This is a genomic window from Bacillus sp. FSL M7-1020 (assembly GCF_038050415.1).
Taxonomy (GTDB): domain Bacteria; phylum Bacillota; class Bacilli; order Bacillales; family Bacillaceae_G; genus Bacillus_A; species Bacillus_A toyonensis.
Map to the genome: position 1 here is coordinate 4,368,446 of NZ_JBBOTW010000001.1, position 20,372 is coordinate 4,388,817.

The following is a 20,372-nucleotide window of genomic DNA, read 5'->3' on the forward strand; positions in this document are numbered from 1 at the left end:
GTTATCTTCTCATCTCCTGTTTAAATATATCCCATCGAATATCATTACAACTTATTTTTCAAAGAAAGTGAAAGTATATGCCCTATAGGTTATTTGTTGAAGTGAATGAAGTTTTCACAAAATAAAATTCACACATTTCTCACAAATCAATTAATAAAACGATTACATTTTTGTTTATACTAAATGTACAAGTAATACTCCCTAAACCCAGCTTGTCTGGTTACCCCGTTAAATACTATGAAAAAAGGACTTGTATCCTATACAAGTCCTTTTTTGTTTCCCCTATTTAAAGAGTATATCTTTACTATACTGCTTTCCAACGAGTAAATCATATTGAATCATTTTATATTGCTCTAACATTTCTTTTTGTTTCTTTGTTAAGTCTTTAATCTCTTCGCCATTTTTATCAACTTTTAATTCATCTCTAAGCACTGGGATTTCTTTATATAATCCCGATAAAAATTGATAAAATGGTGATTTATTTAATCCTGCGTAATCAAAAACAAGATTTGAGAAATACATTGGACTTACTAAACCTAAGTTGTCATTTGGTATATCAAAATTTGCATACATTAACAATGGTGTTTCTGCCATTGATAATCTTTCACTTACAGTTTCTTCATTCTCTATATATCCAGCCTCTTTATAAATAGCCTTATTTGTCCCTAGTACTGGTAAATGATCTCCAAAAAAGACTAATAAAGTAGGTCTTTCTAATTCATCAAGCTGGTCTATTAAATATTTTAAAGCTTCATCGGAGCGCCTTACACCTTCCGTATATATTTCTAATTCTGCCTTCGATGCATCTTCTGTTAATCCATTAACTTCTATTTGATTTTCTTCAAATCGTCCCGGATTATATGGAAAATGATTTTGCATCGTTACCGCATGAATAAATGTAGGCTGTTTTCTCTTATTCAATTCATCTATTATTTCTTTACTCATAGACAAATCACTAACATTGTCCCCAGCTAATTCTTTATGCTTCATCGTATCTTCTGCATTAAAGTTATCAAATCCAAATACATTATATACAGTATCTCGTTTGTAAAATGAGCGATCAAAAGCATGAATTGCACTTGCATAGTATCCTTGTTTTTTCAATTCACTTGCAATAGATGGGATTTCTTTCTGACCTGTAACAGCTTGTTGATACGGTATAGAACCGGGCATTAACAAACTCATTGAATAACTCGTTAGCGCTTCAAATTCGGTATTCGCTGTATTCCCCCCAAATGTAGGAGCTATTGTTTGTCCACCTGGAAAATTCTCAATATAATGATGTAGATTCGGGACTGGATCTTCGCTAAATGAAAGATTCGTTAGTTTTGTAGGGTCCCAAAAAGCCTCGCTCATCAGAAATATAATATTCGGTTTCTCAGCTTTTTTTTGTTCACTCACATTAACACCATATTGTTTCTTTATGTCATTCGCAATTTGAAGCATATTTTCCTTTGAATATTTTTCTGGTTCCTGAATAACTGTCGTATCTAAGTTACTTAAAAATCCTAAAACCAAGCCATTTTGACCATAGTTCATATTTTGATTCCATAAAGGGAAGTATACCCCACCCTTTACAAATAACTTATTCACAAATGTATTAGGGTAATTACTAAACGCATACACCATAAACAGAGATGTACATATTAAAACAATTCGCATACCGATATGGATTTTTATAGATTTAATATGCTTTCGAATAGTAAAAACAACAAATGCAAATACAACTATACTAATGATTCCTATTAATATATTTTTCAAACTAAAATAATCCATAACCATTGGTATAACTGACTGCATATGCCCTATTTGTGTAAAGTCAGATGGATATAGCGGCTCTCCTCTGAACATACTCTTGAAGTAATTAACAATCCCTAAAATAATAAAAGAACAACTAGTTAACATTACACTTAGTAAAATTTTTCCAATTGAATTGTAAACTAAAATATACACCATATAAATGAGTAAAACGCTGAATAGGTACTGTGTATACTGCAAATAAATCCAGTTATTCACAAGCAAAAAATTCATATATTCTTGTATGAATATATAAATAAAAACTATTAAATGAGCTATTGGCAGCAATAAAATATGAACTCTTATAGCTGGTCTAAGTTTATTGATTATCCCTTTATTCAAATAATCAATAAAAAATAGTATGCTCCATAAAATTATAGTAATTATACTTAACGTGATTCCTTCATTAAAAAATAACTTCGTCTTCTCTAATTCGAAATAGCCTAATGTAATAACAAACAACGTTTCTAAAAAAACAGTCCATATTCCGCTAATAATGAAAGAAAGTAATGGGCTCTTTCTTTCTTGCTGAACAGAAAAATTATAACGAAATTCATTTCTTCTTTGTTGCTGAACTACAAAATCCAAACTCAACTTATTTCCCTCTTTTCTCTTCTTGTTTTCTTCTCTCTATTTCACCCCGCATCAGTAAAAAACATTATACTTATGATCTTTATATCTATTTTTATTATATATATATAACCTTAAATACCCCTTAAAAAATAACATTTTTTCGTACTTTTTACAACAAAACAGATTCTAAAAAGTACAAAAATACTGCATATACAAACTATATTACAAAAGGATTCTACCTTCAAAAAAAGTTAAAATTCACCGTTATTTTAGGAGATATAATCTATTTATTATGCAAATTAAAATACGAAGCAAAACCTGATCAAACTTGCAGGTTTTGCTTCGTATTTTGATTTCTATTTTTTATTCCTTACAAACTAAGAGGACAAATCATGATGCCTTTAAGAACGTGTTGAAACATCTACTATAAAAGAGAAACTATCCACATTCTCCATATAATACATACGATTACTATAAATACAAAATCAAAAAAATCTAATCTCGGACCTTTTTCCATATGCATATGTAGCCACATATGCATCCATTTCATTTTTGTATATTTTTGAATGCTTTTCTTTGCAAATCGGTAAATGAGCAATTGTATAATAAAAAATCCAACTACGAAAATGAACAATAAAATGAGAAAATCGACCACAAAATCCCTACCTATTTTTGCAGTGATTTTTCTACTATCTGATTTCTCAAAACCCACTCCTCAAACTGAGCACTTCCAAATTCCCAGCTTAAATCACGAGCATGTACAGAAAAAACGTAATGACCAGCATATTCGTCCATAAACCTTCCTAACTCTACATCCTCTTTCTGAATACCGTATACTCCAAAATTAAAATACACATCCCATACGTCTTCATTCTTCCTCTTATAAGCAATCGATTCCATATCACATTCTGTTCCGAAATAATCAAGATGTAAATGTACGCTATCATCATATTCGTACTTCATTTTATCACCCCTTATATTTGTACTTCTTTATCACTCAAAAAATTCCTGCTATCTATACTCACATATGGGCACTTACCTACATATCATGCTTGTAGAGTGACTTCTAGGAGGTGTTATATAGTGAAAAAATTAATAGCTGTTTTTTGCATCATGTTACTAACTGTTTTCACTTTTGCTGCTTGTAGTAGTAAAAAAGAAGGGCCAAAAGATCAAACTCAAAACATTCGCGTCGGCGAAGTTACCCATTCTCTTTTCTATGCACCGTTATATGTTGGGATTGAAAAAGGTTTTTTTAAAGATGAAGGACTAAATATTGACCTACAAACAACAGCTGGCGGAGATAAGACGATGACCGCCCTATTATCTGGTGGAATTGATATTGCTCTTGTCGGTTCTGAAACGTCTATTTACGTTCATCAACAAGGAGCAAAAGACCCTGTTATTAACTTCGCACAGCTTACACAAACAGATGGGACATTTTTAGTTTCACGTAAAAAGCTAGATTCTTTTAATTGGAATGACGTAAAAGGTGTTACGTTTTTAGGTCAGCGCAAAGGCGGCATGCCGCAAATGGTTGGAGAATACGTTTTAAAGAAAAATGGCATTGATCCTCACAAAGATACGAACTTAATTCAAAACATCGAGTTTGCTAATATTGCAAATGCCTACGCATCTGGTACTGGAGAATTTGTACAGCTCTTTGAACCGACTGCAAGTATATTCGAAAAAGAAGGTAAAGGTTATATCGTCGCTTCGTTCGGAAATGAATCTGGTACTGTTCCTTATACATCGTTCATGGCAAGAGAAAGTTTCTTAAAGAAAGATAAAACTGCTGCTGAAAAGTTCACACGTGCGCTCTATAAAGCGCAGCAATGGGTTGATACACATAGTCCCGAAGAGATCGCTAATGCCGTTTCTCCGTTATTTAAAGACACTTCAAAAGACATTACAGTAAAAGTAATTGAACGGTATAAAAAGCAACATTCTTATGCGACAAATCCGCTATTAGATGCGGAAGAATGGAAACAGCTCCAAACTATTATGAAAGACGCTGGTGAATTACAAAAAGAAGTCCCACATGAAGCGCTCGTCAATACGAAAATTGCCGAAAGCGTTATTAAGAAATAGAGGCGAAGTGTATGAGTTTTTTACAAATACGTAACGTTTCTCACTGCTTTTTCGCAAAAGAGAACGCCAAACTAATTCTCGAAGATATGAGTTTACAAGTGGAAGAAGGAGAATTTATTTCTATACTCGGTCCAAGTGGTTGCGGCAAAACGACGCTTCTCTCGATTATCGCTGGGCTACTTGATCCAATTGAAGGTATCGTATTTTTAGATGGTGAACCAATTACAACAAAAAGTCCATCTATGGGTTATATGCTCCAGCAAGATTACTTGTTTCCGTGGAAAACAATTGAAGAAAATATTATGCTTGGACTTCATATTCGAAAGATTTATGATGAACGAACGAAAGAACATACTTTAAAGCTTTTAAAACAAGTCGGTTTGCATGATGTAGAACAGCAATATCCTCGTGAATTGTCCGGTGGTATGCGTCAACGCGCTGCACTCGTTCGAACATTAGCGACTGATCCAAAAATTTTATTGTTAGATGAACCATTTTCCGCTCTCGATTATCAAACAAAGTTAAAACTAGAGGATCTCGTCTTCACATTATTACGTAACTTTAAAAAAACATCTTTACTCGTGACACATGATATTGAAGAAGCAATTGCGATGAGTGATCGTATTTATTTACTACAAGCGAATCCTGGGAAAATTGCAAAAACGTTCGTCGTCCCAGAAAGTATTCGCTCCTTATCACCGTTAGAATCGCGCCATCACTACGACTTTCCAGCCCTTTTCCAAGACATATGGAAGGAGCTGGAGCGCCTTGGATAATATAAAACAGCTACATGAACAATTTCGAAAGAAAGAACGCAGGCGTGCATGGATTGCTCGTTCGCTACAACTTTTACTGCTCATTCTTTTCTTTGCATTATGGGAAATAGCTAGCAAAAACGAATGGATTGATCCTTTACTCTTTAGCTCTCCGTCGAGTATTTGGGATCTCTTTCTTAGCAAGTGGATTGATGGTTCGCTTTGGATTCACATATGGACGACGCTACTTGAAACAGGAGTAGGCTTCATTCTTGGAACAGTACTCGGGGCTATTATTGCCACGTTCCTTTGGTGGATACCACTTTTAGCTCGCGTTCTTGATCCATATCTCGTCGTCCTAAATGCAATGCCAAAAGTCGCACTCGGCCCTATTATCATTGTAATCTTCGGTCCTAATATTTCATCGTCTATTGCAATGGGCGTAATCATTTCCATCATCATTACCATTCTCGTTATTTACAGCGCATTTCAAGAAGTCGATTCTAACTATATAAAAGTAATGGACACATTTGGCGCAAATAAATGGCAATGCTATAAGCAAGTTATACTCCCCTCATCGTTCCCTGCAATTATTTCAACGCTAAAAGTGAACGTTGGATTATCATGGGTCGGTGTTATTTTCGGTGAGCTTCTCGTTTCTAAACAAGGACTTGGCTACTTAATTAGCTATGGATTCCAAGTCTTTAACTTCACACTCGTCTTACTGAGTGTGCTACTCACATGTGTTCTCGCAACACTGATGTATGTGTTTGTAGAAGCATTTGAAAAACTTCTAATCGGAAAACGAAAAAGAAGCTGACTCAAAACGATATGCTAGAGTCAGCTTCTTTCTTTTACCTTTTATCACACATTTTTGTTTCATTTGTAACATTTCCATCGGCAACCGTAACTGTATGGAAACAGTCTTTCACACGTACTGTAACGACATTATCTTTTCGATCTATTACATGATAATCGTTGAACTTTTTATTTAGTGCACTACGAATTTGCTCCCCTTCAAAAATCGGAAAACCGTGAGACATTACCCAGATGAGACCAGCAACAGCAAGAATCGTTTTCATACGTTTCATTACCTCCTCGAGAGTAAACTTATAGTCCCTACAACACGCGCATTATAATTGTGTCTAAATTGTGACATTTTTATACTAATTCTCTTTTATAGCACTAGTTCCTTCTTCTTTTTTAAAAAAGACAGAATTTTCAACTTTCTCAACATAAAAAACGTAAAGAACTAAAATTCTTCACGTTTTCTCTTGGCTAAAATATATCGGATACATAGCTCACATTCTTGTCCAATTGGTTACTCTATCGTTTTCGAAACATCATATAATCCAGCTAACACTTCCGCTCTCATTTTTACAAGCTCAGGGAACTGATAGAAAAACGCAATTTTTTTATATTTTAACTCAGTTCCTTCTTCCACCTTTTTTGAATCTTGTAAAATAAACGCTGTAAATGTATCTGCAATGTCTTCTGCTACATTTGTCGTCCCGTAAAGAGAAACAAACTCATTTTGTTTCTCTTTAAAAAATTCAATTTGAACTTCTTCGCTTTCTTCCACTTTCTTTTCTGTCCACTCCTGCTCAATTGGTTTCCAGAACAAATTGTGGAATTGATTTATATAAGAGCTCTCCTTCGCACATCCTTCTTGCAAGAAAAGAGATTTACATTTATTTTGGTATGATGAAATATCTTTTTCTTCTTCAAAAGCCTTTAAGTATTTTTCATTTACTGATATTTGTTTATGCCCGAGTGTTAATACGTGGGCTGTCTCATGTATTAATGTTTTCATCACTTGATCAATATTTACTGCAGAATCAAGCGTATCTAAACTAAGGGTCCACTCTTTCGGATACTCTACATTCGGCATAACGTGGGCGACAATTCCATCGTAACCATCTGTTACCATGTCAAACTCTTTTATGTCAGTGCGATACTTAGCTGGAATAAGAGTGCTATACATCTCCCATAATGATTGATGATACGCTTTATCTTGACGTTGTTTTAGTATCTCTTCTTTCGCTTCTTTATCTTCTGCGAACGCCTTATTCAATCGTTTCTGATCTAGTTTATCGAAATACGGATCTACAATTTCATCACCATCAATATAATAAGAAGCTAAAAAGAAATAATTTTCATCATCCTCTTTTTTCATTTCCGCTTCTTTCATATCATTACTTGAATTTCCTTCTAAAACATAATCCTCTAGTACTTCAAGTTCTGAAAGTCCATCTATTTTTTTATATACTTTTTGAAGCGTCTTATCACCTATTTGTGCACATTCTTCTGTCGTTTCGCACGCATCTTTTTTCTCTCTTTTTGAAGTTTGCTCCGACATATCACATCCAGCTACTAAGCCCGTTGAAATCATAAAACACACTAACTTGCCATACAGTTTTTTCATACGCCCCTCCATTATTCCATTCTACAAAAATATCATAATCATTTTTTAACGAATATGCGATAATTAATTATAAAAACTGTATGGAGGTTTCCCATGATTCGAGCAGTCTTATTTGACTTAGATGGAACACTATTAGATCGCCGCCAATCTCTAGAGCAATTTATTCGTGATCAATATAATCGTTTCGCCTTTCATTTGATAAACATAGAAAAATTCGAGTATTGCTCTCGTTTTCTCGAGCTCGATAATAATGGTTACACGTGGAAAGATAAGGTATATTCCACTCTCCTTTGCGAATACAACATTACCACTTTAACGCCAGAGCAACTGTTGCACGACTACATTACAAACTTCCGACATCATTGTATTCCTTTCCCAGACATGCATGAACTACTTCAACAATTAAAACAGCGAAACATTAAAATTGGTATAATTACAAACGGCTTTACTGAATTTCAAATGAGCAACCTTCGAGCATTAAACATACATACGTATACAAATACAATTCTCGTTTCAGAAGCGGAAGGAATCAAAAAACCTCATCCTGAAATTTTCGAACGTGCTTTACAAAAGCTGAATGTAAAAGCCGAAGAATGTCTTTACGTTGGAGATCATCCAGAAAACGACGCGCTCGGTTCTGAACAAGTAGGAATTCTTGGCGTTTGGAAGAGAGATTTATTTTGGGGTGACTTCGAGCATTCACGTGTGATAGATGATTTATTAGATGTTCTTTCATTTTTAGAGGTAGAGATAAAAACAAGGTAATAGTAAATAAATTATATAAGCGATTTACCGCCAAAAAGAGGAGGCCGTTATTTAAAAACGCCTCCTCTTCCTTTATTGTTCATAAACTGTAAACTGCGGTTTACTCGGATGATCTTTTACTAGTGCATCATCTGGAAACTTTGAAACTTTTTGATACAGAGAAATGTCGCCAATACAACCTGCTGTTAGTAGAACCCCTAAAAATGAGATCGCTTGAACATTCATCGCTAATCCAATTGCAATTGGTAAAATTCCAGTAGGCAAAAATGGCAACATTAAAACTTTCTTCATTTGCTTTACTGTAATTTCTTTTTTAGAATGAGCGTATGCTACACCTAATTTCCAATTGACACCCCATGTTAGTTCACTCCACGGAACACCTCCGATATAGCGAAATCCTATTAAATGTATCGCTTCATGTATACAAACGAGAACAATCATTCCAATAATTAAAAGAAACATAACGGGCAATGTAATTTCAACTTGAAACCCGCCTGAAAAAAGCGCATGTAAAAAACTAATTCCAATCGCTAGAGCTAATATTATAAAAAATGAATAGATATTTAATTTAACCATCGAAACAGTAACAGTCGTTTCTTTTCTTTTATCCATCTTCTCCTCCTAAAATGTAAATACATCTTTACAAAATTGTATAATATACCCAAATTATGTAAAGATATATTTACATTCTCGAACAAAAAAAGAAACCGGCCATTTTACTTCGTAAAACAGCCGATTTCTTCTATATGTTTCATCGTACGCGCTAATACATCGTCGCGCATAATAAAGCTAAATTTTCTATCAGTTTTAATGTTATCAGGAATGTCTTTTAATAAAACAGACCCTTTCGTTTCTTCGTAATGCGTATGTTCTTCTACCGCACTAATTGTTGCAAAATAAATGTTTTTAATGATTATTTTGTCTTTTCCAGATACTTTATATTGTCCTAAGTAAGTTAAATCCGAAACTATGCCGCCGGTTTCTTCATGAACTTCTCGAACCGCCGCTTCTTCCGGTGTTTCCCCTAGTTCTACTTTACCACCTGGAAATTCAAGACCGCGACGTAAATGATGCGTTAATAACCATTGATCCCCGTACCGGCATACAACCCAAACATGCTTTGGCTCAGGAGAAAATGGATAACGTTCAAACGATAATTGTACAGTGTTGTGGTAATAATCTTTAAATTTGTACATGCCATTACTCCCCTATTGATGGTTACAAGTTTTTCCTACCACAAATTGTAGCATATTCTCGCTTTTCTGCATAATATTATCCAATTACAATCCATTGATTATTCCCATTTGTGCGACTAATTCTTTCGTCTCATGATTTCCTAATTCGTAAATCATTTTATATGCTTTTTGTAGTTGTTCATCATATCGATCATTATTTGAATCGTGATGATATTCAACAAATGGAACGTGAGACCGTACAAATGAACCTAAATCCTCTACATATGCTTGATCAAAGTACGCTCTTAACTCCGTAATTTCCTCATCATTTGCGTAAACTTCAAAATTGTACGTATCTGCCGTCTTCACTTGTGAAATTTGACCATTACCTATTGATATATAATATGTTTTTTTCTTCTCCATGTAACACCCTTCTTTCATCCTTTTAGTTTCTATTGTTTTCATCAATTACAAAATTATGTAAAATAAAGAAAAGGAGGGATTTCATGTTCAAAATATTAATTATCGGTATTATAATCGTCCTAGTCATACTAGTACTCTCCGTCATGACGATTAATAAAGGCTATGCATACAAACATTCCGTTGATAAACCAGAAGATAATCCTTATACAAAAAATAATAAGGAGGATTCATAATATGCTTCGTGTACTTCGCATTGCAATCGCACTCACTGTGATCATAATGTCGATAATCGGGCTCTATACAGGTCAAAATAACTTTCTACCACTTTCACAATTTTTATTAGGAGCTCTCATGTTCCTCATTGCAATGGAACAAATAAAAAAGAAGGATTCAGGAACAGGATTCATTTGTATTGTTGCCGGTGCTTTCATTTGGATTGTTCTTATCATTAGCTATATAAAATAAAGGGGATACATGTATGCTAAAAGGATTGCGAATTACTTTTTCACTTATTGCTTTATGTATAGCAATCTATAGTTTCTTTACTAGTAATAGAGAAATTATGCCTTATATGTTCATCTTTTTAGGGATGATGGCTTTCGTTATTAGTATAGAGGAAATCTTAAAACAGCAAAAAGGTGGTAGTATACTTGCTCTGTTAGCAGGAGCTGGTGCTTTATTTCTTGGCTTCTCAGAAATATTTCGATAAATAGTCTCTTTAAAGGAGGTATACAATGCTAACTGGATTACGCTATTTTTTCATGCTTCTCACATTCTCTCTTTGCACTTATTCTCTTGCTACCGACAACTTCACACTTCTCCCATACATGCAATTTGCTCTCAGTTGTTTCTTTATTCTTCTAGGAATTAATGAACTGAAATCCGGAAGAAAATCAATGGGCATCTCGCATTTTTTCGTTTCTAGTCTTATGCTCTTCATTGTAATATCGAATTACTTTCACTAAAGATAACATGTAATTTCCAATCACCTACTGCCTTTCATTTCTTAAAAATGCTCATAAGTGAAACTCATTGTTTTTCTATAAAACCTGTACTTTTCTCTTTTACAAATAAAAAAACTGCCTTTTCACAGGCAGTTTTTCTTTATCCAAATACTTTTTCAAGTTCGTCTTTATCTTGGCTTAACCAGAAGTTCATTAAGCGTTGTGCTCCTTCTAAATCGTGAAGCTTCGCTTGGCCACATTGTGTTTCGTTTGCAGCTGGAATTTCTGTAATTTGAACCGCATCTTTTAATGTTAGTTCTAATAAATCAATGATTTCACGAACTGTTGGTGTTCCGCTTACAACAAGATAATATCCTGTTTGGCAGCCCATTGGTGAAATATCGATAATATCAAAATGCGGATAACGATCAATATATTTACGTAAATTAAATGCTAATAAATGCTCTAACGTATGAATAACATCTGGTTTCATTGCTTGTTTATTCGGTTGGCAAAAACGAATATCGAATTTATTTACAATACCGTCACTACCTACGTTATGAACTCCGCAATGTCTTACATAAGGTGCCTTTACAATCGTATGATCTAATTCAAAGCTTTCTACTGATGGCATACAACATCTCTCCCGCTTTTAATTTAATTCCGTTATATCCAATATGATATAACGGAAATACACATTAGTAAAGTATTATGTACAGTCGTGCTATAATACTTTAAGAATATGCTGAAAAGGAGACCATTATGAAACAGATTTTCATTGGAATTATACGCTTTTATCAAAAATTTATTTCGCCGATGACACCGCCAACGTGCCGCTTTTATCCGACTTGTTCTCATTACGGATTAGAGGCGTTTCAAAAGCATGGTGCATTGAAAGGTTTTTGGCTTACTTGTAAGCGTATATTAAAATGTCACCCTTTCCACCCGGGAGGATTTGATCCTGTCCCAGATAAAAAGGATGACAAAGTAAATTCTTAATTGTCGTAACCATTCACAACTAAATCTAATTTTCCTGTATCAGGATCTATAACAAGACCGTGAACAGGTACTTCTTCCGGAAGTAACGGATGATTGCGAAGTATTGATACACTATGTTCTACACTTTCTTCAACACTAGAGAACCCTTGTAGGAATCTTTCTAAATCGATTCCAGAATAACGAAGTGTATCTAATTTCTCATCTGTTACACCGCGCTCTTTCATCTTCTCAATTGTACTGCTTGCTTGAATTTTTGCCATACCACAATCATGATGACCAACTACACAAACTTCATCGGCACCAAGTTCGTATACAGCAACTAAAATACTACGCATAATACTTCCGAATGGATGGGAAATAACAGCGCCTGCTACTTTAATAATTTTCACATCACCGTTACGCATATTCATCGCTTTCGGTAATAATTCAACAAGACGAGTATCCATACAAGAGATAATTACCATTTTTTTATTTGGAAATTTTCCTGTTTCATACTCTTCGTATTTTTTCTCTTCAACGAATTTTTCATTGTATTGTAAAATCTCTTCTAATGACTTCATAGTACAGAACCCTCTTTTCTCTCATTTACATTACATATGTAGTGTACCAAAATTTGAAAAACTCAAAAAGGATATTGCTTTATAGTAAAAATGAGATATTTTCAGATAACCGACATAATTCTTTCAAAATATACACACACCTTTGTAACAAGTCTCACATACTTTAAACGTATTTTCACTATAAACTGATTGTAGATAATGTAAAAAAGGAGTGAATATTTATTATGTCCGACGTTCTGTTACTAAGTCGTTTTCAATTTGCAATTACTATTTTTTATCACTTTTTATTTGTACCTTTAACAATCGGACTTGTTATTTTAGTAGCATGTATGGAAACTCAATACGCCCGCACATTGAATCCAACATACCGCAAAATGGCAAATTTCTGGGGTAAATTATTTACAATTAACTTCGTAATGGGGATTATAACCGGGATTACGATGGAATTCCAATTTGGAACAAACTGGTCTGAGTACTCCAAATATATGGGAGATATTTTCGGATCCCCTCTCGCAATCGAAGCACTCGTTGCCTTCTTCTTAGAATCTACGTTCATGGGAATATGGTTATTCGGTAAAGACAAAATTTCACCAAAGTTCCGTGCCTTCTGTATGTGGATGGTTGCACTTGGAACAAATATTTCCGCACTTTGGATTATTACAGCAAACGGCTTTATGCAAAATCCTGTTGGCTATGTAGTACGTAACGGCCGCGCTGAATTAAATGATTTCTGGGCACTTGTTACAAATCCATATGCTTGGAACATGTTCTTCCATACTGTAATTAGTTGTTATATCGTTGGTGCTTTCTTTGTTATGGCCATTAGTGCCTATCACTTGCTACGTAAAAATGAAGTGGAATTCTTCAAAAAATCATTTAAGTTTGGTTTAATGTTAGGCTTATTCGCCGCAACTATTACACCGTTTATGGGACATCAATCTGGTGTATCGGCAGCTAAATATCAACCTGCTAAAGGCGCTGCGATGGAAGCAGTTTGGGAAACTGGAAAAGGACAAGGTTTCTCAATCATTCAAATTCCTGATGTGAAAAATGAAAAGAACTTTGAACTACTTACAATTCCAAAACTCGGAAGTTTCTTCTATACAAACTCATTTGATGGAGAAATTGTTGGTTTAAAAGATATTCCGAAAGAAGATCGTCCAAACGTTAACCTCGTGTACTATAGCTTCCGCTTAATGGTCGCACTTGGCATGTTCTTTATGGCATTAACTTGGTTCGGTTTCTATTTAAACCGAAAAGGAAAACTAGAAAACTCAAAACGTTATTTAAAAATTACAATGTGGTCTGTCTTACTTCCGTACATTGCGATTAACGCTGGCTGGATTGTCGCTGAAGTAGGTCGTCAACCATGGACAGTTTATAAACTAATGCGTACAGCAGAATCTGTATCACCTATATCAGTTCCACAAATTTGGTTCTCATTAATTAGTTTAATATTGTTCTACACTTTACTTTTAATTGCAGATGTATACTTAATGCTGAAGTTCGCAAAAAAAGGACCAGCTGCATTAGAAGAGCCTGCTACTGAAGGAGGTACAGCTCATGTCTCATGATATGCTTGCAATCATCTGGTTCGGTTTATGGGGCGTAATTTGGACAGTTTACTTCATTCTTGATGGCTACGCACTCGGTAACGGAATGATTTTCCCATTCGTTGCGAAAGACCGACAAGAACGAAATCAATTACAAGAAGCAATTGGTCCATTTTGGGGTGGTAATGAAGTATGGTTAATTACAGCTGGTGGCGCAACATTTGCTGCCTTTCCAATCACATATGCAAATATGTTTAGTTACCTATACACACCACTATTTTTAGTATTACTTGCACTATTTGCTCGTGCTGCTGGACTTGAATTTATGCATAAAGATGATTCACCAATTTGGCAAAAAACTTGTAAATGGGCATTTACAATTGGTAGTTTCCTAATCGCTTTTTTATTCGGTGTTACATTCGCTAACCTATATTACGGACTACAAATCGGAAAAAATGGCTATGAAGGAAATTTACTTAGCTTACTAAACCATTACGGTATTTTAGGTGGTCTGTTCTTCACTGCTATATTCGTCGTATCTGGTGCTCTTTGGGTTATGATTAAAACGACTGGTGAAGTATCCGATCGTGCTTATAAAATCGCAAGACCATTTTCAATGGCAGCTGCTATCATTTTAGCTATCTTCTATGTAGCAACTGCAAATCGCACAAACTTATTCCAAAACTTTACGGAATATCCGGTACTATTTATTCTTCCAGTACTTGCAATGTTAATGAGTGTACTCGCACTTATTATGGTGTACAAACATAAAATCGGCCTCGCCTTTACATTTGTTTGCTTAACAATCGCAATGTTTATGACAACTGGCTTTGCAGGTATGTTCCCAAGAATGTTACCTTCTCGCATTAACGACGCCTATAGTACAACGTTATACAACGCAGCTGGTAGCCAATTAAACTTAAAAATTATGTTCTTCGTTGCAATAGTTATGGTACCAATTGTTATTGGCTATCAACTTTGGAGCTACAGTATTTTTAAAAATAAAATCCACAAAGACTCTGCTAAAGGATATCACTAAGATAAAAAAGACACTTCGTTTGAAGTGTCTTTTTTCCGTATGATTTTCGATAAAGTGAAACTATAATCAGTGGGGGTTTTGTTCACCCCCACTGATTATTAGCCCACACCAATCGGACATTTCCGGACATTCGATCCCCCACCTAAATTGAGGTGGGAGTCTTACTGCCCGCAAATAGCAGGATAAGATGTTATACTTTCAATCTAACAACTATGATACAGAAGAATCACAAACAGCTCACAACTAAATTGTATCATAGGGCAAATTCATCATTGTATGCAATTTTACATATTGCACTATAAGGTAAATTGTATCTCTTGGTCATTTACATCATTATCCCTTACATCTGCTGTACTAATCCCGCTAAATGTTCTCACATTTAATCCAGTGTTCGATGATCCCGATCCATTATAAGCTTTCGTCTTTTCAATCGGTTGCACGTTATATTTATCCCCTAAATTAATCGTCCCATTGCAGTTTTCAATAATAACACCTTCAACAACTGCCGGCATATTGTCACCTACTTTCATTTCCTTACTTTCATTTTATGAAAATCGCCTATAAAAATAGCATGTTTCAATAAGAAAAAGCACTCAAAATGAGTGCTTTTTCTCTAAGCATGAATGGCAAGTTTGGAGACAGTTGACTTCTTCAAAATTTTATTAGGGGTAATATTTTGAAAAAGAAAGCCTTTCATATTTAACTTAACACCACTGGAATATATAGTAAATTGATAATGTTTATACGGAAGATTGCTAATGTTTAGTATAGATAGTTTCCACTATGTTAACAGTAAAAACTCATCTCCACTAAACAACAAAAAGTGCCCTCAAAGAAGACACTTTTCATAAACAGACACTATAAAACAGAATTATTTATCCCGCATTAACGGGCAGTAAGACCCCCACCTCAAAATTCAGCGAAAGAAAAAAAGTTAGGTGGGGGATCAACTGCCTGTAAATGCCCGATTGGTTCAACTAATAATCAGCTGGGGATGAATCCCCCACTGATTAAAGTTTCACTTTATTGTTATACGATTGTTAGATACAAAAAATTGAGGGAAATGCTTGTACAAAATTCTGCTTTATAAAGTCTGTCTACAACTTATATTTTAATCCTCTTCATTTTAAAATAAATATAATATGCACAATTACATACAAAAAAGAAAAGACACTCTACCGAGTGCCTTTTCAACCACTTTACTTTTAATATATCGCCTTACATACATTTTAACATATGTATCTATACAACTTATTGAGAAAATTCAAAATCCTTTTTCTTTCATTTTCACTTATGAAATCATGTAATATAAAAGATATGTCAAATTCTTATACAAGTTGAGGTGTACTATATTTATGCTGTATTTTGGAATTATTCCTCTTATATTGTTTATTATTTTTCTTATCTCTTATTTAAAAGATCCGCGAAAAATCATAAACGGCTTTTTATTTAATGCCTTTATCTGTTTTTTCCTTCTTTTTTGCGTAATCGTATCTTTGAACTCAGATAGTGCTGTCTTGCGTTACATTATATTTTTACCTTTTTTAGCACTCCTCATTATGCTTCCTTTCGGTATTATCGCTTTAATGTTTGGATTATTTCTTAATGCAAGAATTTTAATGAAGCGAGAAGGAAGACGGTTCACTAACTGTTTAACGCTCCTTGCTGCTTTAGGGATGTTATTCTTTATGTTACTCCCTATTATAAATCCAGCAAGTTTGGTCTCATCACATTTAGAGCCTATTTTTGCAGGTATTTCTCTTATAAGCGTATATTTCTTTATACACTTATCTAACTTTTTAAGTGCTTATTTTCTATACCAATTCAACAGACCTAGACGTAATCAAGATTTCATCATCGTTCTCGGTAGTGGCTTAATTAATGATAAAGTACCACCTTTACTTGCAAGCCGCATTAATAAAGCTATCGACTTTTATTGGAAACAAGCAGCTGTGAATACACCACCAACAATTATTTTCTCTGGTGGACAAGGTCCAGATGAAGGGCTTCCTGAAGCAGAAGCGATGCAAAATTATGCGGTCGAAAAAGGAATTCCTCTTAAACATACAGTGCAAGAAAATCGCTCTGTAAACACATATCAAAATATGTCGTTCTCTAAAGAAATTATGGACTCTTTAAAACCTGAAGGTAAGTATAGAAGTATTTTTACAACAAATAATTTCCACCTTTTCCGCGCTGGTATATATGCAAGACAAGCTGGCCTGAATAGCCAAGGAATTGGATCAAAAACTGCATTTTATTACTGGCCTAATGCAATGATTCGTGAATACGTTGCGATTGTCGTAATGGGACGTAAACGTCATATGAAGTTTTGCGGGGCTATTTTAGGATTCGCTTTATTCGTGTCAGTACTTAGTTTTATATTTTCTTAATAGCATCCCATCCTTTGAAAGGATGGGATTTCTTATACTCATTTCAAAAATATTTTAAAGATAATATGGCGATAATATTCCCTGCATACATCCATTAAAGGAGAATTTTTTCAAATTAAATGTTAAAATGAAATTTAGGTGTGAATGATGTAACAAACAAGAAACTAGTTTGAAACGAGGAAATTATATGGAGAAAACTATCAAAAACAAGCCCAATAAGCTAAAAATCGCTTCAAAAGCTTTGATGATTATTATTGGGGCATTTATTACAGCGTACGGATTAGAGGCTGTCTTAATTCCAAATAACGTATCCGACGGTGGTGTAACTGGTTTAAGTATCGTTAGTTCAAGATTATTTGGATTGCCATTAGGGGCTCTAATCGCAGTTATTAACATTCCTTTCGTTTGGTTAGGATATAAGCAAATCGGTAAAAGCTTTGCAATTTATTCCATTATCGGGATTGCCTCATTAGCAATAGGTACCGTTGTCATGCACGGAATACCAACTATTATTGAAGGCGATACATTATTAGTTACAGTTGTTGGTGGTATTATTATCGGTTTTGGTATGGGACTAGCATTACGTAACGGCGGAGCATTAGATGGAATCGATATGCTAGCTGTATTACTTTCTCGCAAGTTACCTTTTGGAACGAGTGACCTTATTTTATTCTTAAACATGTTCGTGTTTATTTTCGTATCAACAGTATTCGGTCTTCAAGGAGCTATTCTTTCGGCAATTGCTTACTTTATTGCTTCGAAAGTGATTCATATCGTTGAAGTTGGTTTAAGTGGTTCGAAAACATTTAAAATTATCACAAAAGAGCCTGAATTAATGGTAGAAACAATTCGCGATCGTTTAGGCCGAAGCGCAACGTATAACGAAGTATACGGTGGTTATTCAAGAGAGAAATTCAAAGAAATTTCTTGTGTAATTAACCGTTTAGAAGAAAGTAAAATGAAAGATCTTATTAATGAAATCGATCCAAATGCCTTTATTACAGTTTATGACGTAGCAGAAGTAAAAGGCGGTAATTTCAAGAAACGTGATATTCATTAATCGTTATGAAAAACGAGGCTGTGCCAACATTTTGGCACAGCCTCGTTTTATTATTAAGTTGCTATCGTTGTCAGTTTTTGTCGGTAAGTCGATATATTTCAATAATCGCTGATATATTTTGAGTTGCGGTCGATATATTCCAATAAGCGCTGATATATTTTTACTCGCCCCACCGGCTCCCTCGTTTAATCCACTCTACATACTTTTGAAAAACCGGCACTTCTTGTTGAAAACGAAGCGGAACATATAGAAAAAGAGTACATGTACATAGTATCCATAGAATACCTACTACAAAGTGAAATTTCATTGTTGTGCTAATAAACAAACTGAGGAATAAGACGAGGAACATAATCAAACTAAACCTTTTATATATAGTCATAATAATCTCCTCCTTATAACTTAATTGTACCAGCTACAAGGAATTAATTTCCATAATAAAAAGACCGAAAAGCAAATTCTACTTTTCGATCTTTTTAACTATCTTCGCTTCGTAATTTTTCCTGAACCACCGACCCTCGTTTTCGGAGGAGATGTATTCCTTGGCGGGGTTTTAATAGATGATTTCGGCTTCACATCTGATCCGCTTGAACCACCTGGTGTTTTTGTAATTTTCCCTTTGCTTCCGGTAGAAGGTGGAGGCGTCGTATTATTTCCTTTTTCAGTAATACTTCCCTTATCACCTACTGATGACTTCGAATCTACATTATCGCCTCGCTTAATGATAGATCCTTTCCCTTCCTTCGTAATTGGAGGCGGGGTTTTCTTTTCTTCTTTCGTAGGTGGCCTTTCCGGAATAACTGGTTTATGATTTTGTCTGTCATTATATCCTCGATAATCACCAGATGATGATTTTTTTGAACCGAATATATCGTTTAATATACTCCCCATAATATACCCTTGCAAGAAGGATGGTTGGTAATTTTGACGGACAAACTCTTTATTACTTATTTCAATTAACGTATCAGACGGTTTCTCTTTATCCTTTTGCAGATTATAAATCTTATCAGAATAAACGAGGAACATTTGATTTTCGTCTTCTTTAGATGCTTGCTTCGGTTCTCTTTCATTAATGAGTTCCTTTGCTACTTCAGGAACAGACCGATTGGCGGCCCTATACACGTAAGATTCTTGTTTACCTTCCTTTGCAACAGACTCGAGTGGATAACGGTCTTGAATCGACTTCGTCTGCCCGCCTTGACAGCCTGATAAAGCATAACCGGCAACAACAAGTAAAATAACGATAGCAAGTATAGGGATCACGAACGATTTAATCATGGTAAACAATCGGTTTGACATGATTACGCCCCCTTACGTTGCTCTTATAATTTGTACATCTGCAGGAATGATTGCTTCTCCCTCATACATCATTGTGCGACCATTTTGCCATTCAATACGTAATAATTTTCGGTTATCAGATTGAAATTCCCATACGTACTGTTCTTCTGAAGCAGAGAATGGTGTTTTTCCCATTACAACAACACGTCCGTTATATTGCTCTTCCATATGGTACTCGGTATCATCCATTTCAATTGTCGTCGGAACTTCATCAATTGAATCTAAACGACCATCAATTGGTGTATATAATTTGTAATACGTATTTTCACGATCTTCAATTTTCAAATAACGAATATCTTTCCCATCTTGCAGTGTTAAAACAATCTCCTTACGAGAATGCATGCTCGTTTTTCCAGTTAATTCGTACATAACTAATGAAACTTCAATCATATCGCCAGGAGCTAATGTCAAAAGACTCTTTTCCGGCTTCGGCGGCTCTGGACTTTTCATTATATTTTTAATTCGTTTAAATAAGCTCACAATCT

At 34.7% G+C, this 20,372-nt stretch carries 26 protein-coding genes; 12 read left to right on the plus strand and 14 right to left on the minus strand.

Annotation, left to right across the window (positions count from 1 at the left end):
• Positions 1–282: 282 nt before the first annotated feature.
• The 3 genes from MHB70_RS22435 to MHB70_RS22445 form a co-directional block, all read right to left on the minus strand.
• On the minus strand, positions 283–2,391 hold the full coding sequence (locus MHB70_RS22435; RefSeq protein WP_000050732.1) for an LTA synthase family protein: 2,109 nt from the start codon (positions 2,389–2,391) through the stop codon (positions 283–285).
• Positions 2,392–2,794: 403 nt separating this feature from the next.
• Complete coding sequence (locus MHB70_RS22440; RefSeq protein WP_000227439.1) at positions 2,795–3,025, minus strand: hypothetical protein; 231 nt, start codon at positions 3,023–3,025, stop codon at positions 2,795–2,797.
• Between the two features lie 11 nt (positions 3,026–3,036).
• Entirely contained in the window at positions 3,037–3,333 is a 297-nt protein-coding gene (locus MHB70_RS22445; protein ID WP_000873109.1) for a DUF3986 family protein, read from the minus strand.
• 120 nt (positions 3,334–3,453) lie between these two features.
• Here MHB70_RS22445 and MHB70_RS22450 point away from each other — a divergent pair, with 120 nt between their 5' ends.
• Genes MHB70_RS22450 through MHB70_RS22460 form a run of 3 tightly spaced genes read left to right on the plus strand, consistent with a single transcriptional unit; the run spans position 3,454 to position 6,036 of the window.
• The gene (locus tag MHB70_RS22450; protein ID WP_000733219.1) at positions 3,454–4,461 is read left to right on the plus strand and encodes an ABC transporter substrate-binding protein; all 1,008 of its coding nucleotides are present in this window, start codon (positions 3,454–3,456) and stop codon (positions 4,459–4,461) included.
• An 11-nt stretch (positions 4,462–4,472) separates the two neighbouring features.
• Positions 4,473–5,237: an ABC transporter ATP-binding protein gene (locus tag MHB70_RS22455; protein ID WP_000009038.1), complete on the plus strand. Its 765-nt coding sequence runs from the start codon at positions 4,473–4,475 to the stop codon at positions 5,235–5,237.
• Entirely contained in the window at positions 5,230–6,036 is an 807-nt protein-coding gene (locus MHB70_RS22460) for an ABC transporter permease (protein WP_000368773.1), read from the plus strand. Before MHB70_RS22455 ends, MHB70_RS22460 begins: the two co-directional genes overlap by 8 nt.
• Positions 6,037–6,070: 34 nt before the next feature.
• Here the strand turns inward: MHB70_RS22460 and MHB70_RS22465 are convergent, their stop codons facing one another.
• A complete protein-coding gene (locus tag MHB70_RS22465) occupies positions 6,071–6,298 on the minus strand; it encodes a hypothetical protein (RefSeq protein WP_000849116.1) in 228 nt (75 codons plus the stop codon).
• 239 nt (positions 6,299–6,537) lie between these two features.
• Positions 6,538–7,641, minus strand: coding sequence for a hypothetical protein (locus tag MHB70_RS22470; protein ID WP_061529460.1), 1,104 nt, complete (start codon positions 7,639–7,641; stop codon positions 6,538–6,540).
• A 93-nt stretch (positions 7,642–7,734) separates the two neighbouring features.
• Here MHB70_RS22470 and MHB70_RS22475 point away from each other — a divergent pair, with 93 nt between their 5' ends.
• The gene (locus MHB70_RS22475) at positions 7,735–8,406 is read left to right on the plus strand and encodes an HAD family hydrolase (protein ID WP_000617321.1); all 672 of its coding nucleotides are present in this window, start codon (positions 7,735–7,737) and stop codon (positions 8,404–8,406) included.
• Positions 8,407–8,478: 72 nt separating this feature from the next.
• On the opposite strand, the gene MHB70_RS22480 is transcribed toward MHB70_RS22475, so the two are convergent.
• The 3 genes from MHB70_RS22480 to MHB70_RS22490 all read right to left on the minus strand — a co-directional run bounded on the left by MHB70_RS22480 (position 8,479) and on the right by MHB70_RS22490 (position 10,004).
• On the minus strand, positions 8,479–9,018 hold the full coding sequence (locus tag MHB70_RS22480) for a DUF3267 domain-containing protein (protein ID WP_000361300.1): 540 nt from the start codon (positions 9,016–9,018) through the stop codon (positions 8,479–8,481).
• A gap of 104 nt (positions 9,019–9,122) precedes the next feature.
• Positions 9,123–9,602, minus strand: a complete 480-nt coding sequence (gene mutTA / locus MHB70_RS22485) for an antimutator 8-oxo-(dGTP/GTP)ase (RefSeq protein WP_000276384.1) — start codon at positions 9,600–9,602, stop codon at positions 9,123–9,125.
• Between the two features lie 84 nt (positions 9,603–9,686).
• Complete coding sequence (locus MHB70_RS22490; protein WP_000412304.1) at positions 9,687–10,004, minus strand: hypothetical protein; 318 nt, start codon at positions 10,002–10,004, stop codon at positions 9,687–9,689.
• Between the two features lie 83 nt (positions 10,005–10,087).
• Here MHB70_RS22490 and ytzI point away from each other — a divergent pair, with 83 nt between their 5' ends.
• From ytzI to MHB70_RS22505, 3 genes are read left to right on the plus strand one after another with little or no spacing between them, the layout of a single operon-like run.
• On the plus strand, positions 10,088–10,237 hold the full coding sequence (gene ytzI, locus MHB70_RS22495; protein ID WP_000472801.1) for a YtzI protein: 150 nt from the start codon (positions 10,088–10,090) through the stop codon (positions 10,235–10,237).
• Between the two features lies 1 nt (position 10,238).
• On the plus strand, positions 10,239–10,469 hold the full coding sequence (locus tag MHB70_RS22500) for a DUF3953 domain-containing protein (RefSeq protein ID WP_000946673.1): 231 nt from the start codon (positions 10,239–10,241) through the stop codon (positions 10,467–10,469).
• Positions 10,470–10,482: 13 nt separating this feature from the next.
• A complete protein-coding gene (locus MHB70_RS22505) occupies positions 10,483–10,713 on the plus strand; it encodes a DUF3953 domain-containing protein (RefSeq protein WP_000911975.1) in 231 nt (76 codons plus the stop codon).
• A 395-nt stretch (positions 10,714–11,108) separates the two neighbouring features.
• Here MHB70_RS22505 and luxS read toward each other — a convergent pair whose 3' ends face one another.
• Positions 11,109–11,582 (minus strand): S-ribosylhomocysteine lyase LuxS, encoded by a 474-nt coding sequence (luxS, locus tag MHB70_RS22510; protein WP_001141371.1) that lies wholly within the window; start codon positions 11,580–11,582, stop codon positions 11,109–11,111.
• A gap of 128 nt (positions 11,583–11,710) precedes the next feature.
• Here luxS and yidD point away from each other — a divergent pair, with 128 nt between their 5' ends.
• A complete protein-coding gene (gene yidD / locus MHB70_RS22515; protein ID WP_000809334.1) occupies positions 11,711–11,947 on the plus strand; it encodes a membrane protein insertion efficiency factor YidD in 237 nt (78 codons plus the stop codon).
• On the opposite strand, the gene MHB70_RS22520 is transcribed toward yidD, so the two are convergent.
• A complete protein-coding gene (locus tag MHB70_RS22520; protein ID WP_000838170.1) occupies positions 11,944–12,507 on the minus strand; it encodes a beta-class carbonic anhydrase in 564 nt (187 codons plus the stop codon). The genes yidD and MHB70_RS22520 overlap by 4 nt on opposite strands.
• Before the next feature lie 224 nt (positions 12,508–12,731).
• Between MHB70_RS22520 and cydA the strand changes: the two genes are divergently transcribed.
• Both cydA and cydB read left to right on the plus strand, forming a co-directional pair.
• A complete protein-coding gene (cydA, locus tag MHB70_RS22525) occupies positions 12,732–14,081 on the plus strand; it encodes a cytochrome ubiquinol oxidase subunit I (RefSeq protein ID WP_001286179.1) in 1,350 nt (449 codons plus the stop codon).
• Entirely contained in the window at positions 14,071–15,099 is a 1,029-nt protein-coding gene (cydB, locus tag MHB70_RS22530; protein WP_000017645.1) for a cytochrome d ubiquinol oxidase subunit II, read from the plus strand. Before cydA ends, cydB begins: the two co-directional genes overlap by 11 nt.
• 296 nt (positions 15,100–15,395) lie before the next feature.
• On the opposite strand, the gene MHB70_RS22535 is transcribed toward cydB, so the two are convergent.
• Positions 15,396–15,629 carry a spore germination protein gene (locus MHB70_RS22535; protein WP_002039815.1) on the minus strand — a complete coding sequence of 78 codons (234 nt, stop codon included), beginning with the start codon at positions 15,627–15,629 and terminating at the stop codon, positions 15,396–15,398.
• A gap of 825 nt (positions 15,630–16,454) precedes the next feature.
• On the opposite strand from MHB70_RS22535, the gene MHB70_RS22540 reads away from it, so the two are divergent.
• Positions 16,455–17,492: a YdcF family protein gene (locus MHB70_RS22540; RefSeq protein ID WP_000965211.1), complete on the plus strand. Its 1,038-nt coding sequence runs from the start codon at positions 16,455–16,457 to the stop codon at positions 17,490–17,492.
• A gap of 187 nt (positions 17,493–17,679) precedes the next feature.
• Positions 17,680–18,552, plus strand: a complete 873-nt coding sequence (locus MHB70_RS22545) for a YitT family protein (protein WP_000415908.1) — start codon at positions 17,680–17,682, stop codon at positions 18,550–18,552.
• A gap of 160 nt (positions 18,553–18,712) precedes the next feature.
• Here MHB70_RS22545 and MHB70_RS22550 read toward each other — a convergent pair whose 3' ends face one another.
• The 3 genes from MHB70_RS22550 to MHB70_RS22560 all read right to left on the minus strand — a co-directional run bounded on the left by MHB70_RS22550 (position 18,713) and on the right by MHB70_RS22560 (position 20,367).
• Positions 18,713–18,931 (minus strand): hypothetical protein, encoded by a 219-nt coding sequence (locus tag MHB70_RS22550; RefSeq protein WP_000158335.1) that lies wholly within the window; start codon positions 18,929–18,931, stop codon positions 18,713–18,715.
• Positions 18,932–19,029: 98 nt separating this feature from the next.
• Positions 19,030–19,848, minus strand: coding sequence for a DUF4247 domain-containing protein (locus tag MHB70_RS22555; protein ID WP_000071184.1), 819 nt, complete (start codon positions 19,846–19,848; stop codon positions 19,030–19,032).
• A gap of 12 nt (positions 19,849–19,860) precedes the next feature.
• Positions 19,861–20,367, minus strand: coding sequence for a DUF4178 domain-containing protein (locus MHB70_RS22560; protein ID WP_000051753.1), 507 nt, complete (start codon positions 20,365–20,367; stop codon positions 19,861–19,863).
• Positions 20,368–20,372 lie beyond the last annotated feature (5 nt).